Annotated in this window: 23 protein-coding genes; 15 read left to right on the forward strand and 8 right to left on the reverse strand. The window is 40.7% G+C overall.

Annotation, left to right across the window (positions count from 1 at the left end):
* Positions 1 to 378: 378 nt before the first annotated feature.
* Genes KSK55_RS04565 through KSK55_RS04575 form a run of 3 tightly spaced genes read right to left on the reverse strand, consistent with a single transcriptional unit; the run spans position 379 to position 1,655 of the window.
* Positions 379 to 567, reverse strand: coding sequence for a hypothetical protein (locus KSK55_RS04565; RefSeq protein WP_218608358.1), 189 nt, complete (start codon positions 565 to 567; stop codon positions 379 to 381).
* Complete coding sequence (locus KSK55_RS04570) at positions 557 to 1,117, reverse strand: hypothetical protein (protein WP_218608359.1); 561 nt, start codon at positions 1,115 to 1,117, stop codon at positions 557 to 559. The genes KSK55_RS04565 and KSK55_RS04570 overlap by 11 nt, the downstream gene beginning before the upstream one ends.
* A gap of 19 nt (positions 1,118 to 1,136) precedes the next feature.
* On the reverse strand, positions 1,137 to 1,655 hold the full coding sequence (locus tag KSK55_RS04575) for a hypothetical protein (protein WP_256664177.1): 519 nt from the start codon (positions 1,653 to 1,655) through the stop codon (positions 1,137 to 1,139).
* Positions 1,656 to 1,897: 242 nt separating this feature from the next.
* Between KSK55_RS04575 and KSK55_RS04580 the strand changes: the two genes are divergently transcribed.
* The 10 genes from KSK55_RS04580 to KSK55_RS04625 all read left to right on the forward strand — a co-directional run bounded on the left by KSK55_RS04580 (position 1,898) and on the right by KSK55_RS04625 (position 11,991).
* The gene (locus KSK55_RS04580) at positions 1,898 to 3,322 is read left to right on the forward strand and encodes an ATP-binding protein (protein ID WP_218608360.1); all 1,425 of its coding nucleotides are present in this window, start codon (positions 1,898 to 1,900) and stop codon (positions 3,320 to 3,322) included.
* 269 nt (positions 3,323 to 3,591) lie between these two features.
* Entirely contained in the window at positions 3,592 to 4,347 is a 756-nt protein-coding gene (locus KSK55_RS04585; RefSeq protein ID WP_218608361.1) for an aminoglycoside phosphotransferase family protein, read from the forward strand.
* Positions 4,344 to 4,565, forward strand: coding sequence for a hypothetical protein (locus KSK55_RS04590; protein WP_218608362.1), 222 nt, complete (start codon positions 4,344 to 4,346; stop codon positions 4,563 to 4,565). Before KSK55_RS04585 ends, KSK55_RS04590 begins: the two co-directional genes overlap by 4 nt.
* A 254-nt stretch (positions 4,566 to 4,819) precedes the next feature.
* On the forward strand, positions 4,820 to 5,809 hold the full coding sequence (locus KSK55_RS04595; protein WP_218608363.1) for an ATP-binding cassette domain-containing protein: 990 nt from the start codon (positions 4,820 to 4,822) through the stop codon (positions 5,807 to 5,809).
* Positions 5,806 to 6,561: an ABC transporter permease gene (locus KSK55_RS04600; protein WP_218608364.1), complete on the forward strand. Its 756-nt coding sequence runs from the start codon at positions 5,806 to 5,808 to the stop codon at positions 6,559 to 6,561. Before KSK55_RS04595 ends, KSK55_RS04600 begins: the two co-directional genes overlap by 4 nt.
* A gap of 98 nt (positions 6,562 to 6,659) precedes the next feature.
* Positions 6,660 to 7,868, forward strand: coding sequence for a C1 family peptidase (locus KSK55_RS04605; RefSeq protein WP_218608365.1), 1,209 nt, complete (start codon positions 6,660 to 6,662; stop codon positions 7,866 to 7,868).
* A 277-nt stretch (positions 7,869 to 8,145) separates the two neighbouring features.
* Positions 8,146 to 9,246 (forward strand): ABC transporter substrate-binding protein, encoded by a 1,101-nt coding sequence (locus tag KSK55_RS04610; protein WP_218608366.1) that lies wholly within the window; start codon positions 8,146 to 8,148, stop codon positions 9,244 to 9,246.
* A complete protein-coding gene (locus KSK55_RS04615; RefSeq protein WP_218608367.1) occupies positions 9,243 to 10,058 on the forward strand; it encodes a class I SAM-dependent methyltransferase in 816 nt (271 codons plus the stop codon). Before KSK55_RS04610 ends, KSK55_RS04615 begins: the two co-directional genes overlap by 4 nt.
* Positions 10,055 to 11,173 carry a FecCD family ABC transporter permease gene (locus KSK55_RS04620; protein WP_214419018.1) on the forward strand — a complete coding sequence of 373 codons (1,119 nt, stop codon included), beginning with the start codon at positions 10,055 to 10,057 and terminating at the stop codon, positions 11,171 to 11,173. Before KSK55_RS04615 ends, KSK55_RS04620 begins: the two co-directional genes overlap by 4 nt.
* Positions 11,173 to 11,991 carry an ABC transporter ATP-binding protein gene (locus tag KSK55_RS04625; protein WP_218608368.1) on the forward strand — a complete coding sequence of 273 codons (819 nt, stop codon included), beginning with the start codon at positions 11,173 to 11,175 and terminating at the stop codon, positions 11,989 to 11,991. Before KSK55_RS04620 ends, KSK55_RS04625 begins: the two co-directional genes overlap by 1 nt.
* Before the next feature lie 111 nt (positions 11,992 to 12,102).
* Here the strand turns inward: KSK55_RS04625 and KSK55_RS04630 are convergent, their stop codons facing one another.
* On the reverse strand, positions 12,103 to 13,305 hold the full coding sequence (locus tag KSK55_RS04630; RefSeq protein WP_218608369.1) for an MFS transporter: 1,203 nt from the start codon (positions 13,303 to 13,305) through the stop codon (positions 12,103 to 12,105).
* A gap of 453 nt (positions 13,306 to 13,758) precedes the next feature.
* Here KSK55_RS04630 and KSK55_RS04635 point away from each other — a divergent pair, with 453 nt between their 5' ends.
* The 5 genes from KSK55_RS04635 to KSK55_RS04655 are packed head-to-tail and all read left to right on the forward strand — an operon-like array spanning position 13,759 to position 19,017.
* Positions 13,759 to 14,712 (forward strand): ABC transporter ATP-binding protein, encoded by a 954-nt coding sequence (locus KSK55_RS04635; protein ID WP_218608370.1) that lies wholly within the window; start codon positions 13,759 to 13,761, stop codon positions 14,710 to 14,712.
* Positions 14,669 to 15,589: an ATP-binding cassette domain-containing protein gene (locus tag KSK55_RS04640; RefSeq protein WP_218608371.1), complete on the forward strand. Its 921-nt coding sequence runs from the start codon at positions 14,669 to 14,671 to the stop codon at positions 15,587 to 15,589. The genes KSK55_RS04635 and KSK55_RS04640 overlap by 44 nt, the downstream gene beginning before the upstream one ends.
* A 57-nt stretch (positions 15,590 to 15,646) precedes the next feature.
* Positions 15,647 to 17,176: an ABC transporter substrate-binding protein gene (locus KSK55_RS04645; protein ID WP_218608372.1), complete on the forward strand. Its 1,530-nt coding sequence runs from the start codon at positions 15,647 to 15,649 to the stop codon at positions 17,174 to 17,176.
* A 28-nt stretch (positions 17,177 to 17,204) separates the two neighbouring features.
* Complete coding sequence (locus KSK55_RS04650; protein ID WP_218608373.1) at positions 17,205 to 18,149, forward strand: ABC transporter permease; 945 nt, start codon at positions 17,205 to 17,207, stop codon at positions 18,147 to 18,149.
* Positions 18,139 to 19,017, forward strand: coding sequence for an ABC transporter permease (locus tag KSK55_RS04655; protein ID WP_218608874.1), 879 nt, complete (start codon positions 18,139 to 18,141; stop codon positions 19,015 to 19,017). The genes KSK55_RS04650 and KSK55_RS04655 overlap by 11 nt, the downstream gene beginning before the upstream one ends.
* 46 nt (positions 19,018 to 19,063) lie before the next feature.
* On the opposite strand, the gene nikR is transcribed toward KSK55_RS04655, so the two are convergent.
* From nikR to KSK55_RS04675, 4 genes are all read right to left on the reverse strand, one after another.
* Positions 19,064 to 19,519, reverse strand: a complete 456-nt coding sequence (gene nikR / locus KSK55_RS04660; RefSeq protein ID WP_214419025.1) for a nickel-responsive transcriptional regulator NikR — start codon at positions 19,517 to 19,519, stop codon at positions 19,064 to 19,066.
* Between the two features lie 591 nt (positions 19,520 to 20,110).
* On the reverse strand, positions 20,111 to 20,872 hold the full coding sequence (locus tag KSK55_RS04665) for a class I SAM-dependent methyltransferase (protein ID WP_218608374.1): 762 nt from the start codon (positions 20,870 to 20,872) through the stop codon (positions 20,111 to 20,113).
* A gap of 60 nt (positions 20,873 to 20,932) precedes the next feature.
* Positions 20,933 to 22,138 (reverse strand): ABC transporter substrate-binding protein, encoded by a 1,206-nt coding sequence (locus KSK55_RS04670; protein ID WP_218608375.1) that lies wholly within the window; start codon positions 22,136 to 22,138, stop codon positions 20,933 to 20,935.
* Positions 22,139 to 22,382: 244 nt separating this feature from the next.
* Entirely contained in the window at positions 22,383 to 23,483 is a 1,101-nt protein-coding gene (locus KSK55_RS04675) for a FecCD family ABC transporter permease (RefSeq protein WP_218608376.1), read from the reverse strand.
* Between the last annotated feature and the right edge of the window lie 67 nt (positions 23,484 to 23,550).

A 23,550-nucleotide genomic window follows, 5' to 3' on the forward strand; every position in this document is an offset into this window, starting at 1 on the left:
TTTATCGTTCACATAAATCACCAGGATACGTACTTTTTTGCAATCCGCGATTCTTTCAGATTTTTTCTGAAAACCCAGGATAGTACTTTCTTTAAAGCGAAATCTCCTATTCCCCTGAACGAACAAGGGTCTTACACAAATAACTAATTCGTAAATAAAAAGATACCTGATTGGTCTGAAACTTTTGTGTCATAAATGCATATAAAATACCGTATATGCATATCGTCTGATAATTCTGTGCTACATCGCGCTAAAAATAGTTATTTCGTATTACCCAGGAACGAGATAGTTTTCAGCAAAAAAAGTTTCGGGTATTTCATAGAATGAATGGTAGAATTCTTCGTTCAGGGAAATTATTCAGAAAAAGATGTAGGTTTTCTATCCGAATCGTCCAGATACTCCGATGATGTACAGATCACCCTCATCATTCAGGTCATCATCTTTCCACACCGTCCGGATAATCTTCCTGGCTGGTTTCAGATACCTGATCCAGAGTATCAATGACGAGATGCCGGATGCAAGAGACATAACAACTGAAACAAAACTGACTATCAATTCAATCGCCATCTTTTTCTCCAAATTGCATAAGTTCTGTAATATTCATTATTCCAGCTACATCTGAGGCATGAGTGAGCGTCTGGTTTGAATCTCCTGAAAAGCTACGTGTCAGAATAATCCCTGAGCCATTTATCTCCATGAGATACCGTGAAATATCCTCCGGAGCAGGGATTCTTACCGAAGAATATTCTCCCTGTTGCATAAGACCCAGAACATAGGTTTCATGGGAACGTTTTGTCTGGTTGCCTTCATTATCAAAAATACACAACCAGGGATCTTTGGAGGTTTGTTCCCGGACTGATGAATATTCATCAATCCCCATAGGACCTGCTGATTGTGCCACTACTTTTGCCTGGATCCGTTCTCCGGTAACCAATTCTCTGAAGATGGTAGCCGGATCGGTGGTAAAAAGGTCCTGTGTAAGAGATGTGCTCTTTCCAAGGACAGATGATGAGACCCATGATGCTCCGGAGCAGACAATAGAAGAAGAGACCGTATCAGCACAGACAAACCCAAAGACAAAGAGGGAACAAAAAAGAAAAACCACATATTGGTTCATTGTCACCTCAAAAAAAGGATTAAGCCAGTTCAGGAATGGTATCTGCCCAGGTCTCAATCGTGTTCTGGATAGCCACCGATTCAAAACTCGTGATGGCTACCTTATCCCGTTTGAAAGTCACATTGAAGAGTTCTCCATCTGAAGAATGGCACTTGAGGGTTACATGAAATGAATCAGTAGAGCTGTCATGAGAACCGGAACCTCCCATGGCTGTTTCAATTGCCGAATTGCCAAGAATTGTTGCAATGTTTGTGTCAAATCCTGCAGCGGTCTTGGAACGGACAGATATCTTTCCTACCTGTTTTCCTTCTGTGTTCTCGTAGATGATTGTACCAGAATAATATTCAGAACTTTTTGATACTGCCGGAAGAGTGGACCCTCCGGAGACATAACTGGTACATCCCCAGGGATTATCAGTGAGGATAGTATTGATGAGAGTGTTCAGGGTGTTTTTACTTGCAAACGGAGTGGCGAGTTTTCGCCCTACGTTCCGTGATACGGATTGTTCTTCAAAATCGGCCATAATTTTTCCTGTCACGTCCTGTGACAGAACAGAATCTGAATCTATGGATATACTCTTTTATCCGGGGGTAAAAACGTGAGAAATGCTGTGAGCGACGCTGTATTCGGGGATGTTTTCGCATCTGTCAAGGGTGAAATGATACAATGATGTGATTCGTTTTTGACAGAGGATACATCTCTCGTCTTTATGGATTTTTCATTTCTTGTCACAGGTCGAACCATACTTTCATCATATTGTGAGAGATAAGTAATATACTTATGTCTCACAATAAATTTATCAACCGGACTCATGAACTCACATTTCTTGAAGACCGGTTTCGTTCAAATAACTCTGAATTACTCATACTCTATGGAAGGAGACGGGTTGGAAAGACTGAACTTTTGATCCGCTTTTTAGAGGATAAAAAAGGAATATACATTCTGGCAACAACAGAATCAGAAAAGATTAACATCGGAATATTTGCTAAAGAAATTGCAGATTTCCTTGATGATCCAAATTTTGCACTCATATCTTATCCATCATTTGAAGCACTCTGGACCAGTTTTCTATCACATCATCAGTTCCAGAAAATTGCCGAAACACAAAAGAAAATTCCTATAATACTCGACGAATTTCCATATCTTATCGAAAGAAACCGAACAATTCCATCCCAATTTCAGCGAATCTGGGATCTGCATATGCGGGATAGTCCGGTGATGCTCATTCTCTCCGGCTCCAGTATCAGTATTATGGAACAGGAGGTTCTTGGCTACAAAAGCCCGCTGTATGGGAGAAGAACCGGACAATGGCAGGTGGAACCATTATCTTTTGAGCATCTCAAGGAATTTCTTCCATGGTCTGGTGTTGATCTCGCTCAGGTATGGTTTATAACAGGAGGAATTCCTGCATACCTTGAACTGTTTGATTCAACCATGGATTTCTGGTCAAATGTTTCCAGTCTTTTTCTCACCAAAGGTGCATACCTCACGATGGAAGCAGAATTGCTGCTTCAGTATGAATTCAGAGAGCCAGCAAATTATCTGACCATTCTTAAGGCAATTGCAGAGCGTCACACCTCACTTGGCGAGATCATTCAAGCATCCGGGCTTGATCGGAGTATGGTCTCGAAATACCTATCAGTTTTATTAAAACTTCATATTGTACGTGAGGAGTTGCCAGTTACCGCTACACCGGGGTCCAGAAAACGGAGGTACCGGATTTCAGATCCCTATCTCTCTTTCTGGTTCAGATTTGTGTATCCGGAGATGACCGCAATAGAAGCAAGGCAGACATCACAGGTTCTTAAGCGAATTAAGAATAACTTCCCCGGATTTTCTGGACCACTCTTTGAACTTCTGACTGAACATCTCATCAGGGAAAGAGTTCTTTTTCCGGATACCCCCATAAACCAACTTGGAAGGTGGTGGCATAATGAAACGGAGATTGACCTTGTTGGTATTTCAGAAAGTGAAGACCTGATGATTTGTGTTGAGTGTAAGTGGACTGATCTTTCCCAAAATGAGGCACATGTAATCCTCAAAAAACTGGAGGAGAAAAGTCAGATGGTCAGATGGAAGAATGAGAAAAGAAAGACCATCTATGCTCTGGTTGGGAAAAAAATTGCAGGAAAACGTGATATCAGGAAATCTGGATATGAGGTGTACGATCTTTCGGATATTGACCGGATTTTAGGATACCACTGAATAGAACAGGCGGATTGAAAAGAAGGTGATTTCTCTCAAATAATTTCTCTATGGAAAAAAATTATACCAAAAATGGGAATAACACTTTTTTAAACCACTTTTGACACATTTTTTCTCATAACGGTCATCATTCCAAAGTAGATCGTAATCACTCGAGCAAGGAGAAGACCTGATAAAAATCCTATGAAAGAACCGGATCGTGTGGAATTGGAATCAAGTTTATAAACCATACACGAATAGCATTTAGGATCCAATAATAAAGAGAAATAATGAAGCCGGAGATGACCATCAGACCAGACATATATTCAGAAATAGAGCAGAATATCGATATCCTACATATCGAACCGGTTTGTAAGGGATACTCTGACGACAAGAAATATCTTCTTACGACAAAATCCGAAGAAAGATTTCTGCTTCGGATAACAGAAACTGATGATACCGAAGTACTGTCCGGAAGGAAAGAGATGTTCACCCTGATGAACAGACTCGCCAGATATTCATCTCTGGTTCCCCGTTCTCAGGCATGTTGGATCTCTCAGGATGCTCATTTCTGTATTATGATCCACGAGTATATGGAAGGTGATGATGGAGAAGCATCATTACACAAGTATAGTTCAGATACCCAATATGAAATCGGATACCGTGCAGGAATTGAACTGAAAAAAATCCACCAACTTACAGCTCCTGCCACTCTTTCCTCATGGTATGCCAGAAAAAAACAGAAGCACGAACGATACTGCGAGGTATGTAACCGGGAGCATATGGTCCCGCAAGAATTAGATTTGGAACCAGTTCATGCGTATATTGCTGATAACATTCACCTGATGAAAGATGTCAGGCAGACATTTCAGCATGATGACTATCATCCTGCGAATCTGATAATAAATAATGGACAATTAACCGGTATTATAGATTTTAACCGATATGACTGGGTGACCCCATTCACGATTTTTACAAACTGGCATATTTTTCCAGCAGAATTAGTATCCCATTCTCACGCGGTCAGATTGATGGGTATTTCATGAGAAATATCCCTCCGGATTTTTGGAAAAGATATGCTCTCTATAATGCAATGAGCATCGTCCCTTCTCTAGTCTGGTCGTCGCGAATGGCATGTAAGAAAGAATTCAGGGACGAACTAAAAAAAGCAATTATGTATATTAAAACCCTTATCGATGACCATCAAGGATTTACTTCAGCGATCCCACAATGGTACCATAATTCTGTCATTCATGAAAAATGATGGAGTTGTCATCATTCTCTTCAACAGAAGATTTGATCCTGAATTGGTAATACCAGCAGTTTGACATCAATACTTATTGAAATGTTTTCCTCTGTCAATTTTTTTGAATACGTTTCAGATTTTAACCTGATTTTTCCATATTTTCAGGCTTTTTTTTGAATACCAGTTTTTCTTGAAATTTTCTTCTGAAAATCCATAACATGATCCTTATTTAATGATCACTGAATATGAATAATCAGTAAATCTTTGATATCATGGTGGCTATTCAGACACAAAATCTGACAAAACAATTTGGATCCCTTACTGCAGTGAATTCTCTATCTTTAACGATCCATAAGGGTACAATTTTCGGGCTTCTCGGACCTAACGGAGCCGGAAAAAGTACACTTCTTTCGATGCTTTGTACCATATTAAATCCGACATCCGGCACTGCTAAGGTCAATGGATTCGATATTCTCACTGAATCAGAAAAAGTCAGACAAAGTATAGGCATCGTGTTTCAGAGCATCAGTATCGATGACCGACTTACCGGCAGAGAAAATCTGAAATTTCATGCCATGCTCTATGATGTACCGGATGATAAAATTAAAGGGCGAATTGATGAAGTCCTTTCTCTTCTTGAACTCTCCGAACGGGCAGACGACCTTGTCAGGACATATTCTGGAGGAATGATACGTCGTCTTGAAATGGCACGGGGACTTCTTCATCATCCACATATCCTTTTTCTTGATGAACCTACCATTGGCCTCGATCCTCAGACCCGAGAACATATCTGGTCATATATTCAGGAATTAACACGAAAAAAGAAAGGAGATCTGACAGTCCTGCTTACCACCCACTACATGGATGAAGCAGATCTGCTCTGTGATGAAGTTGCAATTATTGATAAAGGGCAGGTTATCGTCCGGGATACACCCGGAAACCTGAAACAGGGTTTACAGGGCGAAAAAATAAGGATAAAAATGAACTCTCCGGAGATTCTTGCATCACTACTATCAGGAAATCCCAGAATTTGCAAAGTCCTGATAGAATCCGGACTCCTTGAGGTACAGGTCATTCATAATGGAAATATTGTTCAGGAGATCTTTGACATCGCCAGAGAATCTGGTATTGAGATAGAACATATCAGTATTCATGAACCCTCAATGCATGACGTCTTTTTATACTACACAGGTGAAGAGATTCGAAAAGAAGAGGAGGATAATTTCACATCACAATACAGGAAAATGAGGAGGAGACGATGAACAAGGAGATCAAAGCCATATACACCATATGGCTTCGTGAAATGACAAAATTCTCCCGGGAACGAGTGAGTATTGCAAGTTCACTGGTTACACCGGTTCTCTGGCTTTTTGTATTTGGTGGAGGAATGGGAATCAATGTCCGGATGGGTATTATGGGTAATGGGTATTCGGCATTTATTTTTCCGGGAATCATCGGGATGACACTTCTGATGACCTCAATCAGATCAGGAATATCCATCATATGGGATAGGGATTTTGGATTTTTAAAAGAGATCATGGTTGCTCCGATATCCCGTATCTCGATAGTACTGGGAAAGGCCCTTGGAGGAGCAACTACCGCAATTATTGAGGGAGTATTTATTCTCCTGCTCGCGTTTATTGTAGGTATACATCTGTCAATTATTCAGATTATCCTCGTAATTCCGGTTATGTTTTTGATCTCACTCGGGTATAACGGGTTTGGACTTGCTTTTGCATCGTCAATCCAGAGTTCTGAAGGTTTCCAGGGAATTATGGGATTTATCATCATGCCCACCTTTTTTTTTAGTGGGGCATTATGGCCACTTACCAATGCTCCCGGATGGCTGAAAACAATCAGTTATTGTAACCCGTTAACCTATGGGGTTGATGTTATGCGTCACATTATCCTGGGGGAGGGTCAGTTCCTGCTGCCTGCTGATATCCTGGTAATAATCTGTTTTGCTACAGGAACCCTGATTCTTACCTCTCACTTCTTTTCAATAAAAAAATGAATCAGTATGGCTGAATATTTCTCTTTTTTAAAAAAATATGATCACCATTGAGAATAAAATTTCATATTTTTAATATTCTTTGAGGATGAAAAAATACTATGATAAATAAAAGCAGAATATATGGTGCCAGAAGGTTTCTCTTTACAGTTTTACTTCTTTTGATTATTCCATTCTCAAATTCAGCATCCTGTCAGGTTTGTAATGGAGAAAATTTCACAATAGATTGCCTTATTCTAGGAGATATTGACGAAGATAACTTATCCTTTTTCCAAACCGTCGATCCAAAGGACATCGGAAGAGCTTTGGATATTAGCAGATACCCTTCGTTAGACAATAATTCATTCATGGCATCATTAATTTCCGATGATTCAGGAAATGATGATGGCGCTGCTGTAATGAACCTTGAAACTGAAGGAGTTCTTGCCATGCAGGAGGCAAACAAAAATCAAAAGCGTTTTGAGGTTCCAGAAGATTTAATGAATATTCCCGCAGGATCTTTCAGTCATCTTGAGATGTTCAATTACACTCCTTCTGAATGGGACCAGACTGGTGGAATTGATGAACATTGTGGAAATTGCTGGGTTTTTGCAGATACCGGAGCTCTGCAACTTGATATGGCCTATCACCAGAACATGACCGAACAACTATCAGTCCAGTATTTTACCTCTTCTTACCATAATGGAACCGGTATCTGGGCCTGTTGTGGTGGTTCGCCCATATGGTTTGCAGACTTTTATAACACTACCAAAAAAGCAATTCCCGTAACCAATACCAATGCATCATTTATTGATAGCAAAAGCATTTGCGATAAGGGCGAATCTACCGCGATACATGCCTCATATATATCAACAACTCCCTATTACCCTATAGAACAGATATCGGCCGAGATGATTAGTACCAACAGCAAGTATGAAGGAAGGGTAATTAAAAATGAGACCGCAATAAATTCAATTAAAGCTGCATTGCATAGTGAGAAGGCAGTACTTATTGTCTATACACCAGACGACTGGAGCAAAATGATGAATTACTGGAAAAACCAGACCTCGGAAGAGATCTTTGTTCCCGATTCTACCCCTGGTGCAACTCATAATGATGGAGGTCATGTAATGCTGATTCTCGGATATAATGATACAGACCCCAAGATGCGGTACTGGCAAATATTGAACAGCTGGGGAGGGCCATATAATCACCCTGAAGGTATATTTAAACTTTCAATGGACCTAGATTATTCCCTACAGTGTCCTGATGGTGTCAATGCCTATGAATTCTATGTCTTAAATGTGACGTATCCGGAGATCTCCACATAGGGCTTAATATCAATCTTTTTTCTGGTATTGTTCAATTTTTCATCGCCAATTCTTATGTATTTACATTATTTAACCATTTCAACAAATATTTTATAAAAAATTTATTCATTATAATCTCGTCATACTTTTTTTCATATTTACATACTTATGTGTGTTAAAAAAATAAATTCGCATAAATTATATGATATGAAACAAAATAGCACATAGTGATTTCTAAAAAAATAGCGGAATCACATAACTCATTTGGTGTATAATGAAACTAAATTCATAATATTTAATGCCATTGTTGGCATTTCTCGTTATTGCATTATTGTTTCAGCCGATATATGCGGACGAATCATATCCGCGAACCATTACTGACCTGGCAGGGCGAACAATTACCATTGAGAAACCCATTGAACGGATTATTACAAATAATCCGGATAACTCACGAATTGTAATCGCCCTTGGTGATGGAGATAAACTGGTTGCATCAGATGAATGTACTGTTGAAACCGGTGGCTGTGTCTGTCCGATGGGTTCAAATAATGAAACACTCTGTGAAGCCTGTTGGCAGGGGGTTACTCCGGGTGGCCTTGATAACCTTCCGGTAACCAACACGCGGTATACGATGAACCAGGAGCAGATGGCATCTTTAAAACCGGATATTATCCTGATGTCTTCAGATAAAGAAGCAGACGAGGTCCAGGAACATGTTGGTGTCCCGGTATTTGTTGCAGCACCGGATTATTCTATCCAGGGAATGAAGAAGCATATCACCGCAGTTGGTAGTGTTCTTGGAAAAGAAGCAGAAGCCAAAGACCTAAATTCATTCATTGACAGTGAAGTAAAGAAAGTCACCGACATCTCCAGTACTATCCCGGAAAACGAGAAGAAAAAAGTATATTTCGCAACCCGTGGGGCAATGAAAGGATTCTATGACGCAAAGGAAGGGAGAGACTTTACCCGGACTGATAATAAATACGACCCACTTGCACTTGCCGGTGGCCTTAACGTTGCCAAAGATGCTGCAGATGGGAATGTAAATGTCGGAATTGAACAGATTATTGCCTGGAATCCGGACGTAATTCTGGTCGCCTGCAGTTCACCTGAAGATTCCGGAGTAGATTTCATCCTGGATGCACCAGAACTTCAATCTATCACAGCGGTTAAGGAAGGAAAAGTCTACAATACCTTCTATCCAAACTGCCGGGGAAGCCCCCATGACCGAAACCTGATTAACATGTTCTATATTGGAAAACTTCTCTATCCAGAAAAATTCAAAGACATTAACTTCGAAGCAGAGGGTAATGCAATTATGAAGGAATTCCTCGGTGTAGATGGTGTATTCTCCGAGTACATGGATTATCTGCAATTTCCAAATACCCAAAGCACATGAACCCTATTATCAATTATAATGAACTCTGGCGTATTCTGCATCAAAGAAGACGAGCAGGAGGACAGGATTGGGACAAACGGGCCCATTCTTTTTTTAAAGCAGTGTCCGGAAACGATGAAGCAGAAAAAGTAATCCCTTCTCTTAACCTGACCGATTCTGATACAGTATTGGATATGGGAGCCGGAACAGGCAGATTTGCAGTCCCGATGGCCAAATACGCAGCCCATGTTACTGCTCTTGAGCCATCATCCGGAATGGCATCTTACCTTGAGAAAAGTATGGAAGAAGAAGGTCTTTCCAACTATACCCTCGTCAGGAAACGGTGGGAAGATGTGAAGATAGGTCAGGACATTCCAGTTCATGATGTCGTTTTTGCGTCAAACTCACTCGGTTTTCCGGATTTGGCAGATGGCCTTAAAAAACTTGATGCAGCAGCCAGAAAAGCAGTACATATTCTCTGGTTTGCAGGTCCACAGCGACATCCTATGGATCCTGAACTGAAAAAGCGTCTTGGAAGAGAGGAGGAAAGGGATTTCGGACCCGATTACATCTTTATTGCACAGGTTCTGCACGACATGGGAATCTATGCAAATGTTGAGGTTCATCCCACCCGGACAGTACACAGATATGAAAATCTGGATGAAGCAGTCGCCTGGTGGGAAGAAAGGGGTGATATCAGCCCTGAAGAAAAACCAATCCTGAGAGAATTTTTATCTGAAAAATTAAACTGCACTGTTGATGGACACCCGGTCATGCAACGAAACGGATGGCGTGCCAGAATATGGTGGGAGAAGGAGAATCGTGCCGAATGAGTTCACCTTACGAACCTGTCTCTGAAGCAGCAAAGAATCACCGGCAGAAACGAAATCAAAAACTCATTGAAGTTAAAAAAGAGTACCGAAGATTATTAGGGAGAAAAATTGCTTTTCTCACTGGAATAGTTCTCCTCATCATTTTTGCTGTTGCCTATATTATTACTCTGGGTCCACTTGGGATTACTATTCCCCAGGTCTATGAAACACTTCTTGCACGGTATTTACCCGGATTTTTCAACATGGACACAGTATTTGAGCAGGTTGTCTGGAATATCCGGTTTCCACGAATCATAGGTGGCATTTTTGCAGGATTCGGATTTGGCATCTGTGGCTGTGTTATGCAAGCGGTTCTGAAAAATCCTCTTGCAAGTCCATTTACCCTTGGAATTTCTTCTGGAGCACATTTTGGTGTTGCCATTGCAGCAGTATTTGGGGTGGCAATTATTGGTGGAGAATATCTCCTGATTGCAAACGCTTTTTTATTTGCCATGCTTTGTTCTCTTTTTATTGTATCTCTGGCAGCATTAAAGGGGGCAACTTCAGAAACCCTTATTCTCGCAGGAATTGCGGTGAATTACCTATTTTCATCACTTTCTCAGCTTATGGCTTACTTTGCCAATGATGAACAACTCCGGCTTATGTCACTCTGGGGGATGGGAGATCTTTCTGCCTTTTCCTGGAGTAAATTTGGCCTGTTTGTTGCGATATTTGTCATATGTACTCCCATCCTTCTATCAAAGGCCAGGGATTTGAACCTGATGACAATCGGAGATGACTCAGCGCTCAGTCTTGGCGTGAATGCCAACCGTGTGAGAATGGTTACCATGATGATTTCATCTGTTCTCGTTGCTACAATCGTCTGTTTTACTGGGACCATCGGATTTATCGGTCTAGTTGCTCCTCACATGGCCAGGATGCTTATCGGGACGGATCATCGTATTTTGATTCCAGCTTCTGGTATATTGGGTGCCTGTCTTCTTATCTGTGCAGACGCTGTCGCAATGAATATCATCGGACCTACTATCATTCCAACAGGAATAATGACTGCTCTACTTGGCGTACCGTTCTTCCTGTACCTGGTATTAAAAGGAAAAAGAAAGGAGTTCTGGTAATGAACATTAAACTCTCGGTTCAAAACCTGGAATTTGCCTATCAGTCTACACCGGTTTTTTCCGGGATGTGCATGGAAATTCCAAAGGGAAACCTGGTCTCAATTCTGGGACCGAATGGATCAGGAAAATCTACATTTATCAAGTGTGTAGACCGTATCTTAAACCCGAAAAAAGGGGATATTACTGTTGATGGTATAACAGTTTCATCATTTAACCGGAGGGATCTTGCAAAAAAGATATCATATGTCCCGCAAAGTTCGGTTCGGATCTTTCCACATTCAGTTTTTGATATGATCCTCATGGGTCGAAGACCTCACCTTGGTTGGGCAAGTTCTGGTGAAGATGAAGAACGAGTCTGGGATGTTATTTCCCTGCTGGGCCTTGAAGATATTGCACTTCATTCTTTTAACGAATTGTCCGGTGGACAACAACAAAAAGTCCTCATTGCCCGGGCCCTTGTGCAGGAGACGGACCTGATGCTCCTTGATGAACCAACATCCAATCTTGACATCTGGCATCAACTGGATGTTATGAGAATTGTTTCAGATCTTGTAGCGGAACAAGAAATCACAACGCTCATGGCAGTTCACGATCTCAATATGGCTTCACGGTTTTCCGACCTGATAATTCTTATGAAAAAGGGAAGTATTCATGCAGCAGGAAAACCTTGTGATGTTCTCACTTCTGAGAACATTGCTGAAGTGTACGGGGTAAAAGCTGATGTCCATTGTCATGATGGGGTGCCAGTGATAATACCGTATCAACAAATTCAGGGGAATGGGACGAGAAACACTCCTATTTTTTGTCATGCTACCTGATTCAGAGAAATTCTTTTATTTATATTGATTCGTGTATCAACCGGCCTAATGAAAAGAGATATTCAATCAAAAAAAAAGGATATCTTGCCTTCAGGATAAACGTACGCTTTTTTATCCCACTTTTGGCACTTTTTTTCTCGTAACGGTCATCATCCCAAAGTAGATTGTAATCACTAGTGCAAGGAGAAGACCGGATAAAAAACCCATGCCATACCCGGATGCAGTAATTATCACTCCGGTCACAAATGGACCGGATGAATGCCCGATATCCATTATTGAAGACAATGCACCCATAGAGGCACCCATTTCTTCTTTCCGAGCAATATCGGCGATATATTTTGTCGTTGCAACAGTTGAAAGTGACATTCCGAGTCCGGATGCAAGAGTGAGGATGAAGAGAAGGATAATTGTCGAACAGAATGGTATGAGAAAAACTGATACACCCAAAAGCATGAGACCTGCCATTATCTGGTACCGGGGATCTTTTTTATCTGCCATTTTTCCGAAAAACGGTTTTGTAAGAGCAATCGAGAGAACTTGCACGGCGAAGAAGATCCCAATGAGATATGCCTCAAATCCCTGACTGACTAAGTAAACCGGAAAAAACGTCTCGAATGCTCCGAAAACAAAATACGTTCCCATGTCAACATAGGCTGTTGCCCGGAGCCGGGAGTCGGCCCAGAATATCTGAAGACTTTTCACAAACACGCCAAAGGTCAGTGCAACATCAATCCCTTTCTTATCTCCGGGAATTCTGAATATGAGCAGACAGACAATAAGTCCGGCGATGAATGCTGCCAGATACACACTCTGGTACCTGAAAATACCTGGTGTTATTGCAAAAAATGAGATGAGCAGGCCACCGACCAGAGGAGCTAAGGTCCGGCCATAGAGTGTAGCAGATGAATACTGACCGATTCGTTCACCTTTCGTGACAGAAAACCGTTCGGCTATGATTGCAGATATCACCGGCCCGAGAATCGCAGTAGCCATCCCATGAAAGAACCGGACCGGGATGAGCATGAGAGGATCTGCTATGAAAAGATACAAAAGTGGAGCAGTCAGGAATACACCTCCGGCGAAAAGGAGCATACGTCTCCTCCCCAGACGATCTGAAATGACACCTACCGGGAAACTGAGCAAAATTCCGGCAAGGGGTGATATTGCAGAGATCAGTCCGATAAGAGCGTCATTTGCTCCAAGAGAAGATGCATACAGAGGAAGAACAGGGTTTTTAGATATAGTAGTGGAGAATATTGCGAGAAATCCAATTACTGAAAGCTGGATGATGTATGCCCTATCGGTAAGACTCATAGTATACTATGTAATAAATATTCATATAAACTATCACCGAAAATAAGTTTCTTTATCTTGGTATCAAAAATTATTCTGGCATCGGATAAGACTTCTTTTGAGAGCTGAGATTATGCATAGCAGAAGTAGCACAGTACAGAATACCCGAATGCACGTTAGTTTGTTCAACATAATATGCACATAAATTATGATAAAATTAAATTATTTTATGTTTTTAGCTGGATGATTCATCATAGATTCTATATCTTACCCATAGTCACTCTTGAATCCTAGAAAAATAAGGCAATATCATAAAATCAATAAAAAAATCTTTTGGTTACATCTTTAAAAATTTTATTTTTAAAAATATCTTACCTGACTATAATCTTAATTCAATATTATTAATAAAATTTCAAAAAATTTACATTTTAATAAATAATACATTTTTTAAATAAATAACACCCATAATGAAATATGCTACCGATAATTGAGATCTCAAACCTTACGATCTCATTTCACGGTGATGAATACTGTCTTACTGCAATAGAAGACCTCACCCTGTCAATTTTCAAGGGTGAAACACTCGCCATAATCGGAGAGAGTGGAAGTGGGAAGTCCGTACTCGGACAGGCAATACTGTCAATCCTTCCAGAATCTGCAGAGATTCAGGGTATAATTAATTACAGTGAAAAAAATCTCCTCATGGCAAGCGATTCTGAACTTGAATCAATTCGGGGCGGACTCATCGGCTGGGTTCCACAAAATCCGAAGATGGGGTTTAATCCATCCATGAAAATGTGGAAACAAATTGCAGAGTCCATGATAATCCACACTGATAGTAGCTGGTCTGAAGCAAAAAGGCAGGCTATTTCCTTACTTGAACGATTCAAAGTTCTTCCTGCAGATCAATGGGCAGATGCATACCCGGTTTCATATAGTGGCGGTATGCTCCAGAGAGCCATGGTAGCAATGGGAACCAGTGTTAATCCGGATGTTATCATCGCTGATGAACCCACGAAAGGAGTCGATCTCCTGAATAAATCTGGAATAACTGATTTGTTTCTGGAAATGAAAAACCGGGGGATAACCCAGATTTTAATCACCCATGACCTTGATTTTGCACGAGAACTAGCTGACCGGGTAGCAGTATTATATTGTGGACAAATTGTAGAGATTACAAGCAAAGAAATATTCTTCACCCATCCACGGCATCCCTACTCCCACGGTCTGTTACAATCTCTCCCTCAAAATGGTCTTTGTCCGATTCCTGGAAATGCACCGCCCATGCATATCGTTCATACCGGATGCAGATTCAAAGACCGCTGTTCTGATTCAAAAAAAGAATGTAAAAATCCTGTCCCCTTCTTCTCAATGAATAAAGATTATGTCAGATGCTTCAACTATCATAACCGGGACCAGCCTTTGTAAAACATATGAATCAGGCATATTCACCCGCCAAAGTACATATGCTGTTCGGGATGTGGATTTTTCCATCCAAAAAGGGGAAACCTATGTACTTGTAGGTGAAAGTGGAAGCGGTAAAACAACGCTGGGAAAACTTCTCATTATGCTCATTCATCTCACCAGCGGGCATCTTTATTATAAAGGGACACAGGTGGACCCAAAACAAAAACAGGAATTGGGTTTATTTCGAAAGAAGATGCAGATTATCCCTCAGCACCCTGAAGATGCTCTTAATCCCCGGTGGAAAGTGAGTTATTCTGTTCTTGAACCATTCAGAATTCATGATGATCTTGAGTTACATGGAACAAAAAAAGAACGATTAACAGAACTTCTGGATATGACCGGACTCAATCATGAGTATGCAAACAGGTATCCTCATCAATTATCCGGAGGGGAACTTCAGCGGGCAGTTATAGCAAGAACACTTGCTTTAAAACCTGAATTCATCGTCTGTGATGAGCCTACATCCATGCTTGATGTATCAGTGCAGGCATCCATTATCCATCTTCTTCAAAGCATTCAGAAAAGAACACATGTTGCATTACTTTTTATAACTCATGACATCCGGATAGCATCTCTTATTGGTGACCGGATTGGGGTGATGTATCAGGGGCAGATCGTTGAAGAAGGAGAACATATCATGACCAAACCCTTGCATCCATACACCCGGTCATTATGTGGATGTGCATCTCCAAGACATCAGACCAATCCGAAAGCTGCTACGGGATGCCCATTTTATGCTGATTGTCCGGTTTCAGAAGAACGATGCAGAACACAGCCGCCACTGGTTTCATGGGAGAACCGAAAAATCAGATGCCACTTTCCAGAAAAATTGACATGAAGTATTACTAAAATCAAATAAATATTATTATGTATGGCTTGTTACATACTCAGTTTTATGGGGAAAATAGGTAAGTCATTCTTATTTTTCATGGTTGTATTGTCTCTCTGTCTGATCAGTACCATTGGAACAGCGGAGAACGTACTGACAGTTGCAGGACCCTGGGATCCAGCGGTAGATCCTCATGTTTCTGGGTATTCACTCCAGCGTCTTGGAGTTACAGAAACATTGGTAGATGTGGACCAGTCTGTTGGACTTATTCCAGGACTTGCTTCAAACTGGCAGGTTTCCGGGGATCAGTTAACATGGACATTTATCATTCGTGAGGGGGTTAAATTTCATGATGGTTCATTTGTAAATGCTCACACAGCGGAGAAATCTTTGGAAGATTCCTTGAAAAAGTCCAAGACATTTGCAAAAGTGCCGATCAAGGACATCACTGCATTAAATGATAAAACCCTTGAAATTTCGTTAAATTCAGCATTTCCAGCACTTCCCGCTTATATGGCGAAAGGTGAAAGTGCAATACTCTCCGAAGCATGTCTTGCCCAGGGCGATATCACAAGCCCGGTAAGTACAGGACCATTCAAGTTTGTCTCTTTCTCGCCAAAAGAAGAGATGATAACCGCATCAAATCCAGATTACTGGGGGAAAAAGCCATCTGTTGATCAGGTCGTGTATATGACCGTCCCTGAAGCGGCAACCCGGTCATTGCTGCTCGAAAGTGGTGATGCAGATATTGTCCAGATTATGCCTGCCGATGTTACTGAATCATTTAAATCTAAATCTGGATTTACCGTTAAATCACAGCCCATTGCTCGTACCCGTGAAATTCTTTATAATTGTGAGTCAGGCCCATTTGCAGACCAGACAGTCAGACAGGCAATAAATTATGCCATTGACCGACAGGCAATTGTGGATTATGTCATGGAAGGAGTAGGGTCACCTGCAGCAGGTATGTTCCCTCCAGATTTTTACTGGGCAAACAGTAATATTCAGCCATTTTCTTATGATCCGGAAAAGGCAAAAAGTATGCTAGAACAAGCAGGATGGAAAGATTCCGACGGTGATGGCATCCTTGATAAAAACCGCGAGAAGTTTTCAATCACCCTCGTCACATATCCGGAACGTGCTGAACTACCACCGACTGCAGAGGTTATCCAGGATCAGCTGAAGGATATCGGTATTGAAGTTGAGATTGTCGTGGTGGACAATGATTCATCAACCGCTCTGCGAGAAAAAGGTGATTACGACATGTACCTGATGGGAAGAGGACTTCTCTTTGTTCCGGATCCAGATGAAGTGATGATGACCGATTATCACTCATCACGGAAGGATAACGAATATGGTGGATATAAGTGGTCCAATGCCCGGGTTGATGAACTCATTGACCAGGCACGGAAGACGAATGATATGGCTGAGCGAAAAAAACTCTATGATGAAGTCCAGCAGATAGTTGTTGACGAAGCTCCAGTATCGTACCTGAACTATTATGTTAACCAGGATATCACATCAGACAAGGTAAGTGGATACCGGATGCATCCAACCGAAATGTCATATCATCTGGAAGATGTTACCCTCGGGTAACCATTTTTTCTGTTTTTCTGGTTGCATTATGCGAACATATATTTTCATCAGGCTTCTCCAGACGATACCGGTTCTTCTGGGGATTACATTCATTGCATTCATCCTGATGTATCTCTCTCCGGGTGATCCTGCAGAAATTACGCTTCGTGCAATTATGAATACTGATAAACCTCCGGATGAAGCAGTCAGGGAACTTCAGGCTGAAATGAATCTTGACAAGCCCTGGTATATCCAGTATACGAGTTGGTTATCACGGGCATTATCAGGTGATTTAGGATATTCATACCAAACACGAAGGTCAACGGTAGAAGAGATATCACGAGCGTTTCCAGTTACATTTTTACTCTCAACCATAGCAATGGCTTTTTCATGCCTGATTGCAGTTCCTATAGGAATTCTCGCAGGCATCAAACAGAATGGAGTAATTGATCACCTGTCACGAGGGATATCAATCCTTGGCCTTTCTATTCCGGATTTTTTCCTGGGGATTATCGGCATTTTGTTCTTCTCAATTTACCTGCATATCCTCCCGGTTGCCGGATATAAAGGGCCTGAGTATCTGATCATCCCGGCTTTTGCATTATCTGCATCACTGTTTGCTATTACTCTCAGACTTATGAGGACAAGTATGGCAGAAGTCCTGGAAGAGGAATATATCAGAACCGCTGTTGCAAAAGGACTTTCAAAACCGGTTATCATCCGAAGACATGCGATAAAGAATGCAATTATCCCGGTCATTACCTATATGGGAACCCAGTATGGGTGGCTGTTTGGAGGTGCTATGATCATTGAATCACTATTTGCTCTTCCCGGTCTTGGAAGGCTGTTTGTAGATGCTGCATCTACCCGGGATATTATGGTGATGCAGGGGTGTGTTCTTGTTTTTGCCTTGATTTTTGTTATCATCAATTTGTGCATAGACTTTTCGTATTATTTCCTGGATCCGAGGGTTCGTGAAGATAATGCATTATAATATCAGTATAGTCCATCCTTTCTTTGAATGGATACAGGAATATACTGTAAAAATCAGGAAAAAACCTCTGTTAGTTGCAGGATTTGTTATCCTTATCCTCATGTGCCTTATTGCACTAACTGCTCCGGTTATTGCTCCTCACGATCCCAATAAGCAATCTTTGAAGGACCGGTTTATGGAACCATGTCCGGAATATCCTCTCGGGACTGATCAATTTGGAAGGTGCGTCTTAAGCCGGGTTATCTATGGATCCCAGACTTCTCTTTCAATTGCTCTTGTATCAACGGTCATTGTTGTTGCAATTGGTGTATTAATGGGTCTTTATTCAGGTTATTATCGAAGACTTGATGGAATATTAATGCGGTTTACTGATCTCATGCTCGCCTTTCCCAGCATGGTAATAACGCTTGCACTTGTTGGGATTATGGGACCGAGTGTTTTTTCGATTATTCTTGCACTGACTATTCCGGGATGGGCAAAATATGCCCGTGTTGTAAGGGCAACTACTCTGACCATAAAAAACAGAGGATTTGTTGAGGGATCCAGGGCTCTTGGTGCAAGTAATACCCATATTTTGTACAGGCATATTCTTCCAAACTCCCTGGCACCGATTATGGAGATTGCAACCCTCGGATTAGGGGGGAAAATCATTTCTATTGCAGGTCTTGGTTTTTTAGGCCTTGGTATCCAGCCGCCTACTCCGGAATGGGGGACTATCATGAACCAGGGACTTCCACTTCTGTCAAAAGCTCCTCTCATCGCATTGTCTGCAGGAGTGATGGTCATGATCTTTGTCCTTGCAACAAATCTGATTGGAAGTGAAATCCGGGAGGTAATGGATCCGAAATCTGATTCGGTAATATTGTGAAATATTTTTTGATTCTTTTTTACTATCAAATATGAGAACTGATTATTTACCCCTCTAGAGGAATAGTTGTCAATTTTACGGTCTCAACACCTTTTTGTGCCATTAATCTTTCAGCAACTGTTTTTACATCCTGTGCCTCTCCTTTCACCAACAGGACTTCCACACACCGTGTATGTGATACATGTGAATGAAGAGATGCCTGGATCAATCCCATAAATTCATGTTCAATATCAGTAATCGCCGCTACAAGGCCTCGTTGATGGTGATCATAGACCAGGGTAATAACACCCTGACGCATACCGGTAACTTCAGCCATCCATTTGTGATATCGTATGTATGTTCGGATAGCATCCCTGATTCCTTCTGAACGAGATGAATACCCACGAGTATTCAGAATTTTGTCAAATTCGTTTAATAAATTTGATGGAAGTGACACACCAATACGTGATAGGTCGTTTTCCTGGAGATCATCAAGATCGGTATCTGCATACATTTGAGACATAATAGTATAATTTAAGTTAAAATATTAATTACTTATCATATTTGATATGAAAAAAAAAATTTGCGAGAATTTACTGGAAAAAATTATCGATGAAGACAAAATTTATAATATTTCTATTTTGAGAAAATAAAAGAAAATGAAATCACCCGAATGAGAGAAGTATACGAAGGATGTAACATGTTTCATGAAGAATTGGGAGATAATATTCTCCCAAATGTGTGTACAAGTGGATTATATGACGAAGAGGACCTATAATCATTAACCTCTCCCATATTTTGGAGTCTCTCTCATCCATCTGGAAGATAATTTTGAATATTTTCAAAATCTCTATCCATGCTTCTTTGTTTTTCTCTCCTAACTTTGGACGCTCATGATGATAGGGGGACAATTAGGATTCGGAGTGTAACAGTGCTTCATTTATCCTCGTTATCTTGGCTGATTTCCCCCTTATCTGCTACATTGAAAACCTACTCAACATGTGAGATGTAATATCAATTTGAGACTACTCTCACACATACTTGTTTTACTTACGCATACAAAAATATTACTAAATGATATTTATCCTGACATTATCCAAATAGTTAAGATTCATTACCTTACCGTTCCCCAGATAATATTCACTTCGCAATGTTCACCATTCTCTTTTTTATCGCGGAGAACCTGTTTCTGGTATTCAGAGATATCAGGGATATAACGGTGCATAACTTCGGATAATCCATTGGTGGTAAAAAATGATGCCAGGAAATCCATGGTGAGATCTTTTCCAAAGGGCAAATGTTTTGTAATTTCCGGAGAATACATCTGTTTCCAAAGTTTTTGCCGTTCATCCATAGATGATTCATCCATATCATCACTATGACCAAAACAATTCCTCGGGGTCAGATGACCATCGATTGCAATAATTATACCACCCGGCCGACAAACCCTTGACCATTCCAGGATAGCTTTGTCTGGATGGGGAAGAGTCCAGAGAAGATGACGACAGATTACCACATCAAACATCTGGTCTGAAAATTCAGGATTTTCTGCATCTCCCTGAAGAAACCTGATTGGAAGATCTCTTGTTTTTGCTTTTTCTTTCGCTAATTCAAGCATCTCCTCACACAGGTCAATTCCGGTTACGGTGTGTCCAAGTTCTGCAAGGTTAATTGCTATCATGCCGGTTCCGGTGCCGACATCCAAAATATTTTTTGGTTTCTCCCCAATGATATCAGAAAGGTGTTTTTTCCATAACCGGCATTCATACTCATCAGCACCATGACCAACGTCCTGGTCAAATGTTTTGCTCCGTTCATTCCAATACATTCGAATGTTATTCTTTACCTGATCCTGAATTTGTGCACAATTGTCCATATTATACCCTCTATCATCTTGATCGATCTGTTTTCTGGTTTTTTCTCATTTTCAAAAATATTACGTGGAAACCGGATATCCAAACACTCCATGATTATTCAGATCAAAGTAGAGATTCTGCCAGTTTGTCATATATTCATCCTGTACAATCTTCACATCCAGATCCCCAAATTGCTCCGGATATAACCACTTTGCAAATTGAACAAGTCCGATATGGTATCCTGGACCAAGAACATTGATATATGGAGTAATGTATACCCGATTGTTTTTCACAGCATCAATTGAGCTGAATCCAGGCTTTGCAACAACTTCATCATACCGTTTCTTCAGAACATCGATATCATCAGTTTCATGGCCTCCGTCCCAGGATAATCCGATAATGACCTCAGGGTTTTCTTTTACAACCCATTCGCTATCAACTGCTGGAAGAACACTCTGAAATCCACCTGCCAGATTTTTTGCAATGTTTTTGCCACCTGCAAACTCCACTGATTCAGAATATCCGCTTCCTTTCGACGTTGTGGTATCACCAGGACGATCTATGAACACACGAAGTCGTTTTTCTTCAGGAATCTGGGCAACCCTTTCTTTTATCGTGTTCAGGTATTTTTCCTGGTACGTGACGTATTGCTTTGCCCGGTCTACTTTGTCAAGCATATATGCCATGAGCATTAATGAGGGGACAGCCGTGTGTGATTCCCAGGTACCAAGACGAACTACATCAATCCCCTTATCTTTTAATTTTTCTTCAAGATCAGGGCAGCCACTTTCACTTTTTGCATGAATAAATACAGCATCCGGATCGAGTTCCAGGATTTTTTCCACATTGCAATCTTTTCGTTCCCCGATTGAGGGTAACTGACTCAATTCAGGGAAGTACTTGGATTTTTCAAGGATCATGCTGTCAACACCAACGACTTTATCCTGGGCTCCGAGAATCCGGATGATTTCAGCGGTGTTATCATAGACGACAATGATGTTATTGAGCGGGTGTTTCACGGATTCAACTTCATCATTTAAATTGACATAGAAGATAGTATCCTCTGTTCCGGAAATAATCTTGTTAATCTGTTCAATATCCGCCTGATCAATAATACCATCATTATTTGCATCAGCAAGTTTTGTTTTTTCTTTTGTTCCTCCAATAATCTCCTGGATGAATACAATATCCTGCTGATCAACAACCTGGTCCAGATTAGCATTACCCATAATTTGAACAGTAAACGGTTCACCTATCTGAACATCATCTGCAAAAACAGACCCCATTCCAATTATACTGACGAAACAACAGAATAACCATATGAGAGATTTCATGAATATACCACGAAAAGATCACAATATCTTTTCAGTAATGAAGAAGACAGATGATCATAAAAAATTTGTTATTTGTGTGAAAATGATATACAATTAAAAAATTAATGTGACAATATTATGAAATTTATACCTTCATAATAATGGTAATTTTTACTACACGGAATAAAAAAAGACAGACACAGAGAGTTATTCTGAATTACCACATCTTCTTTTTGCCTTTTAAGAAAAGAAAGAGGAAAAACGGGACACCAAGAACTGCAGTCATAACTCCGACAGGAAGAATTACCGGAGAAACAATTGTCCTTCCAAGAGTATCAGCACCGAGCAGGATAATTGATCCAACAAGAGCTGAGCCGGGTATCACATACCGATTATCTCCTCCGATGATCATCCGTGTGACATGCGGAGCAATAAGCCCTACAAAACCGATTATTCCGATAAATGCAGTATATCCTGCGGTAATAAGACCTGATAAAATCATGCAGATGATTCTTGAACGTTCAACATTGATCCCAAGACTCTTTGCCGTCTCATCTCCTGATCCGATGATATTGATGTCATTTGCCTTGTAGATGAGAATCGGCACTACGACCATAAACAGGATTGATGTCGAAGCTATCGTCGTCCAGGTTGATTTTCCTAAATTTCCCATCATCCAGAATACAACTGCTTCAACCTGGTCCGGAGTTCCAATATACTGAACAATTGATGTAATTGCGTTCAGAAAAAACATGATGGCTATTCCGGCTAGAATCATCGATTCCGGTGTCATTCCCCGGTATTGAGCGAGTAGATATACCACAATTGTGGCACCCATTGCAAAAACAAATGCATTCCCGATAATCAGGTAATGTCCACCAATAATTCCTGCTCCGGTGACAATTGCAATTGCTGCCCCGCTTGCTGCAGCTGAAGAAATACCAAGTGTGAAAGGTTCAGCGAGAGGATTCTGAAGCACTCCCTGCATCACTGCTCCAGTAAGGGCAAGAGCTGCTCCGGCCATAATTGCCATTACAATACGTGGGAGTCTGATTTCCCAAATAATGGCATTATACAGAGAACTTGTGGATTCAAATCCCGGAACAAATTTTGCAAAAATTGTCTGATAAACCTCCAATATCGATAAATTTGCTGATCCAAGCACTGCGGCATATCCAACCAGGAAGATGATGATAAAGAGAGAACCTAAAATAAAATAACTGCGTTTTACTAATTTTTGTAGAAATTGATTCCTGATATCAGATGCAACAGGAGAATTTGTTTTATCTGTTTTGTGTAGATGAGCTATTGATTTCATGGTTACGAATTTTTATTTTATCGACTTTATTAACACAATTATAAAATTATTTATTATTATATACTAA

Source organism: Methanospirillum hungatei (genome assembly GCF_019263745.1).
GTDB classification, from domain to species: Archaea; Halobacteriota; Methanomicrobia; order Methanomicrobiales; family Methanospirillaceae; genus Methanospirillum; species Methanospirillum purgamenti.

Bases quoted from the DNA above. Each gene is read 5' to 3' on its own strand.
- KSK55_RS04675 (WP_218608376.1), bottom strand. From the start codon at position 23,483: ATGAAATCAATAGCTCATCTACACAAAACAGATAAAACAAATTCTCCT.
- KSK55_RS04585 (WP_218608361.1), top strand. From the start codon at position 3,592: ATGAAGCCGGAGATGACCATCAGACCAGACATATATTCAGAAATAGAG.
- KSK55_RS04610 (WP_218608366.1), top strand. From the start codon at position 8,146: ATGCCATTGTTGGCATTTCTCGTTATTGCATTATTGTTTCAGCCGATA.
- KSK55_RS04600 (WP_218608364.1), top strand. From the start codon at position 5,806: ATGAACAAGGAGATCAAAGCCATATACACCATATGGCTTCGTGAAATG.
- KSK55_RS04580 (WP_218608360.1), top strand. From the start codon at position 1,898: ATGTCTCACAATAAATTTATCAACCGGACTCATGAACTCACATTTCTT.
- KSK55_RS04615 (WP_218608367.1), top strand. From the start codon at position 9,243: ATGAACCCTATTATCAATTATAATGAACTCTGGCGTATTCTGCATCAA.
- KSK55_RS04635 (WP_218608370.1), top strand. From the start codon at position 13,759: ATGCTACCGATAATTGAGATCTCAAACCTTACGATCTCATTTCACGGT.
- KSK55_RS04645 (WP_218608372.1), top strand. From the start codon at position 15,647: ATGGGGAAAATAGGTAAGTCATTCTTATTTTTCATGGTTGTATTGTCT.
- KSK55_RS04665 (WP_218608374.1), bottom strand. From the start codon at position 20,872: ATGGACAATTGTGCACAAATTCAGGATCAGGTAAAGAATAACATTCGA.
- KSK55_RS04620 (WP_214419018.1), top strand. From the start codon at position 10,055: ATGAGTTCACCTTACGAACCTGTCTCTGAAGCAGCAAAGAATCACCGG.
- KSK55_RS04570 (WP_218608359.1), bottom strand. From the start codon at position 1,117: ATGAACCAATATGTGGTTTTTCTTTTTTGTTCCCTCTTTGTCTTTGGG.
- KSK55_RS04650 (WP_218608373.1), top strand. From the start codon at position 17,205: ATGCGAACATATATTTTCATCAGGCTTCTCCAGACGATACCGGTTCTT.
- KSK55_RS04630 (WP_218608369.1), bottom strand. From the start codon at position 13,305: ATGAGTCTTACCGATAGGGCATACATCATCCAGCTTTCAGTAATTGGA.
- KSK55_RS04670 (WP_218608375.1), bottom strand. From the start codon at position 22,138: ATGGGGTCTGTTTTTGCAGATGATGTTCAGATAGGTGAACCGTTTACT.
- KSK55_RS04605 (WP_218608365.1), top strand. From the start codon at position 6,660: ATGATAAATAAAAGCAGAATATATGGTGCCAGAAGGTTTCTCTTTACA.
- KSK55_RS04625 (WP_218608368.1), top strand. From the start codon at position 11,173: ATGAACATTAAACTCTCGGTTCAAAACCTGGAATTTGCCTATCAGTCT.
- KSK55_RS04655 (WP_218608874.1), top strand. From the start codon at position 18,139: ATGCATTATAATATCAGTATAGTCCATCCTTTCTTTGAATGGATACAG.
- KSK55_RS04590 (WP_218608362.1), top strand. From the start codon at position 4,344: ATGAGAAATATCCCTCCGGATTTTTGGAAAAGATATGCTCTCTATAAT.
- KSK55_RS04640 (WP_218608371.1), top strand. From the start codon at position 14,669: ATGTCAGATGCTTCAACTATCATAACCGGGACCAGCCTTTGTAAAACA.
- KSK55_RS04595 (WP_218608363.1), top strand. From the start codon at position 4,820: ATGGTGGCTATTCAGACACAAAATCTGACAAAACAATTTGGATCCCTT.
- nikR (WP_214419025.1), bottom strand. From the start codon at position 19,519: ATGTCTCAAATGTATGCAGATACCGATCTTGATGATCTCCAGGAAAAC.
- KSK55_RS04565 (WP_218608358.1), bottom strand. From the start codon at position 567: ATGGCGATTGAATTGATAGTCAGTTTTGTTTCAGTTGTTATGTCTCTT.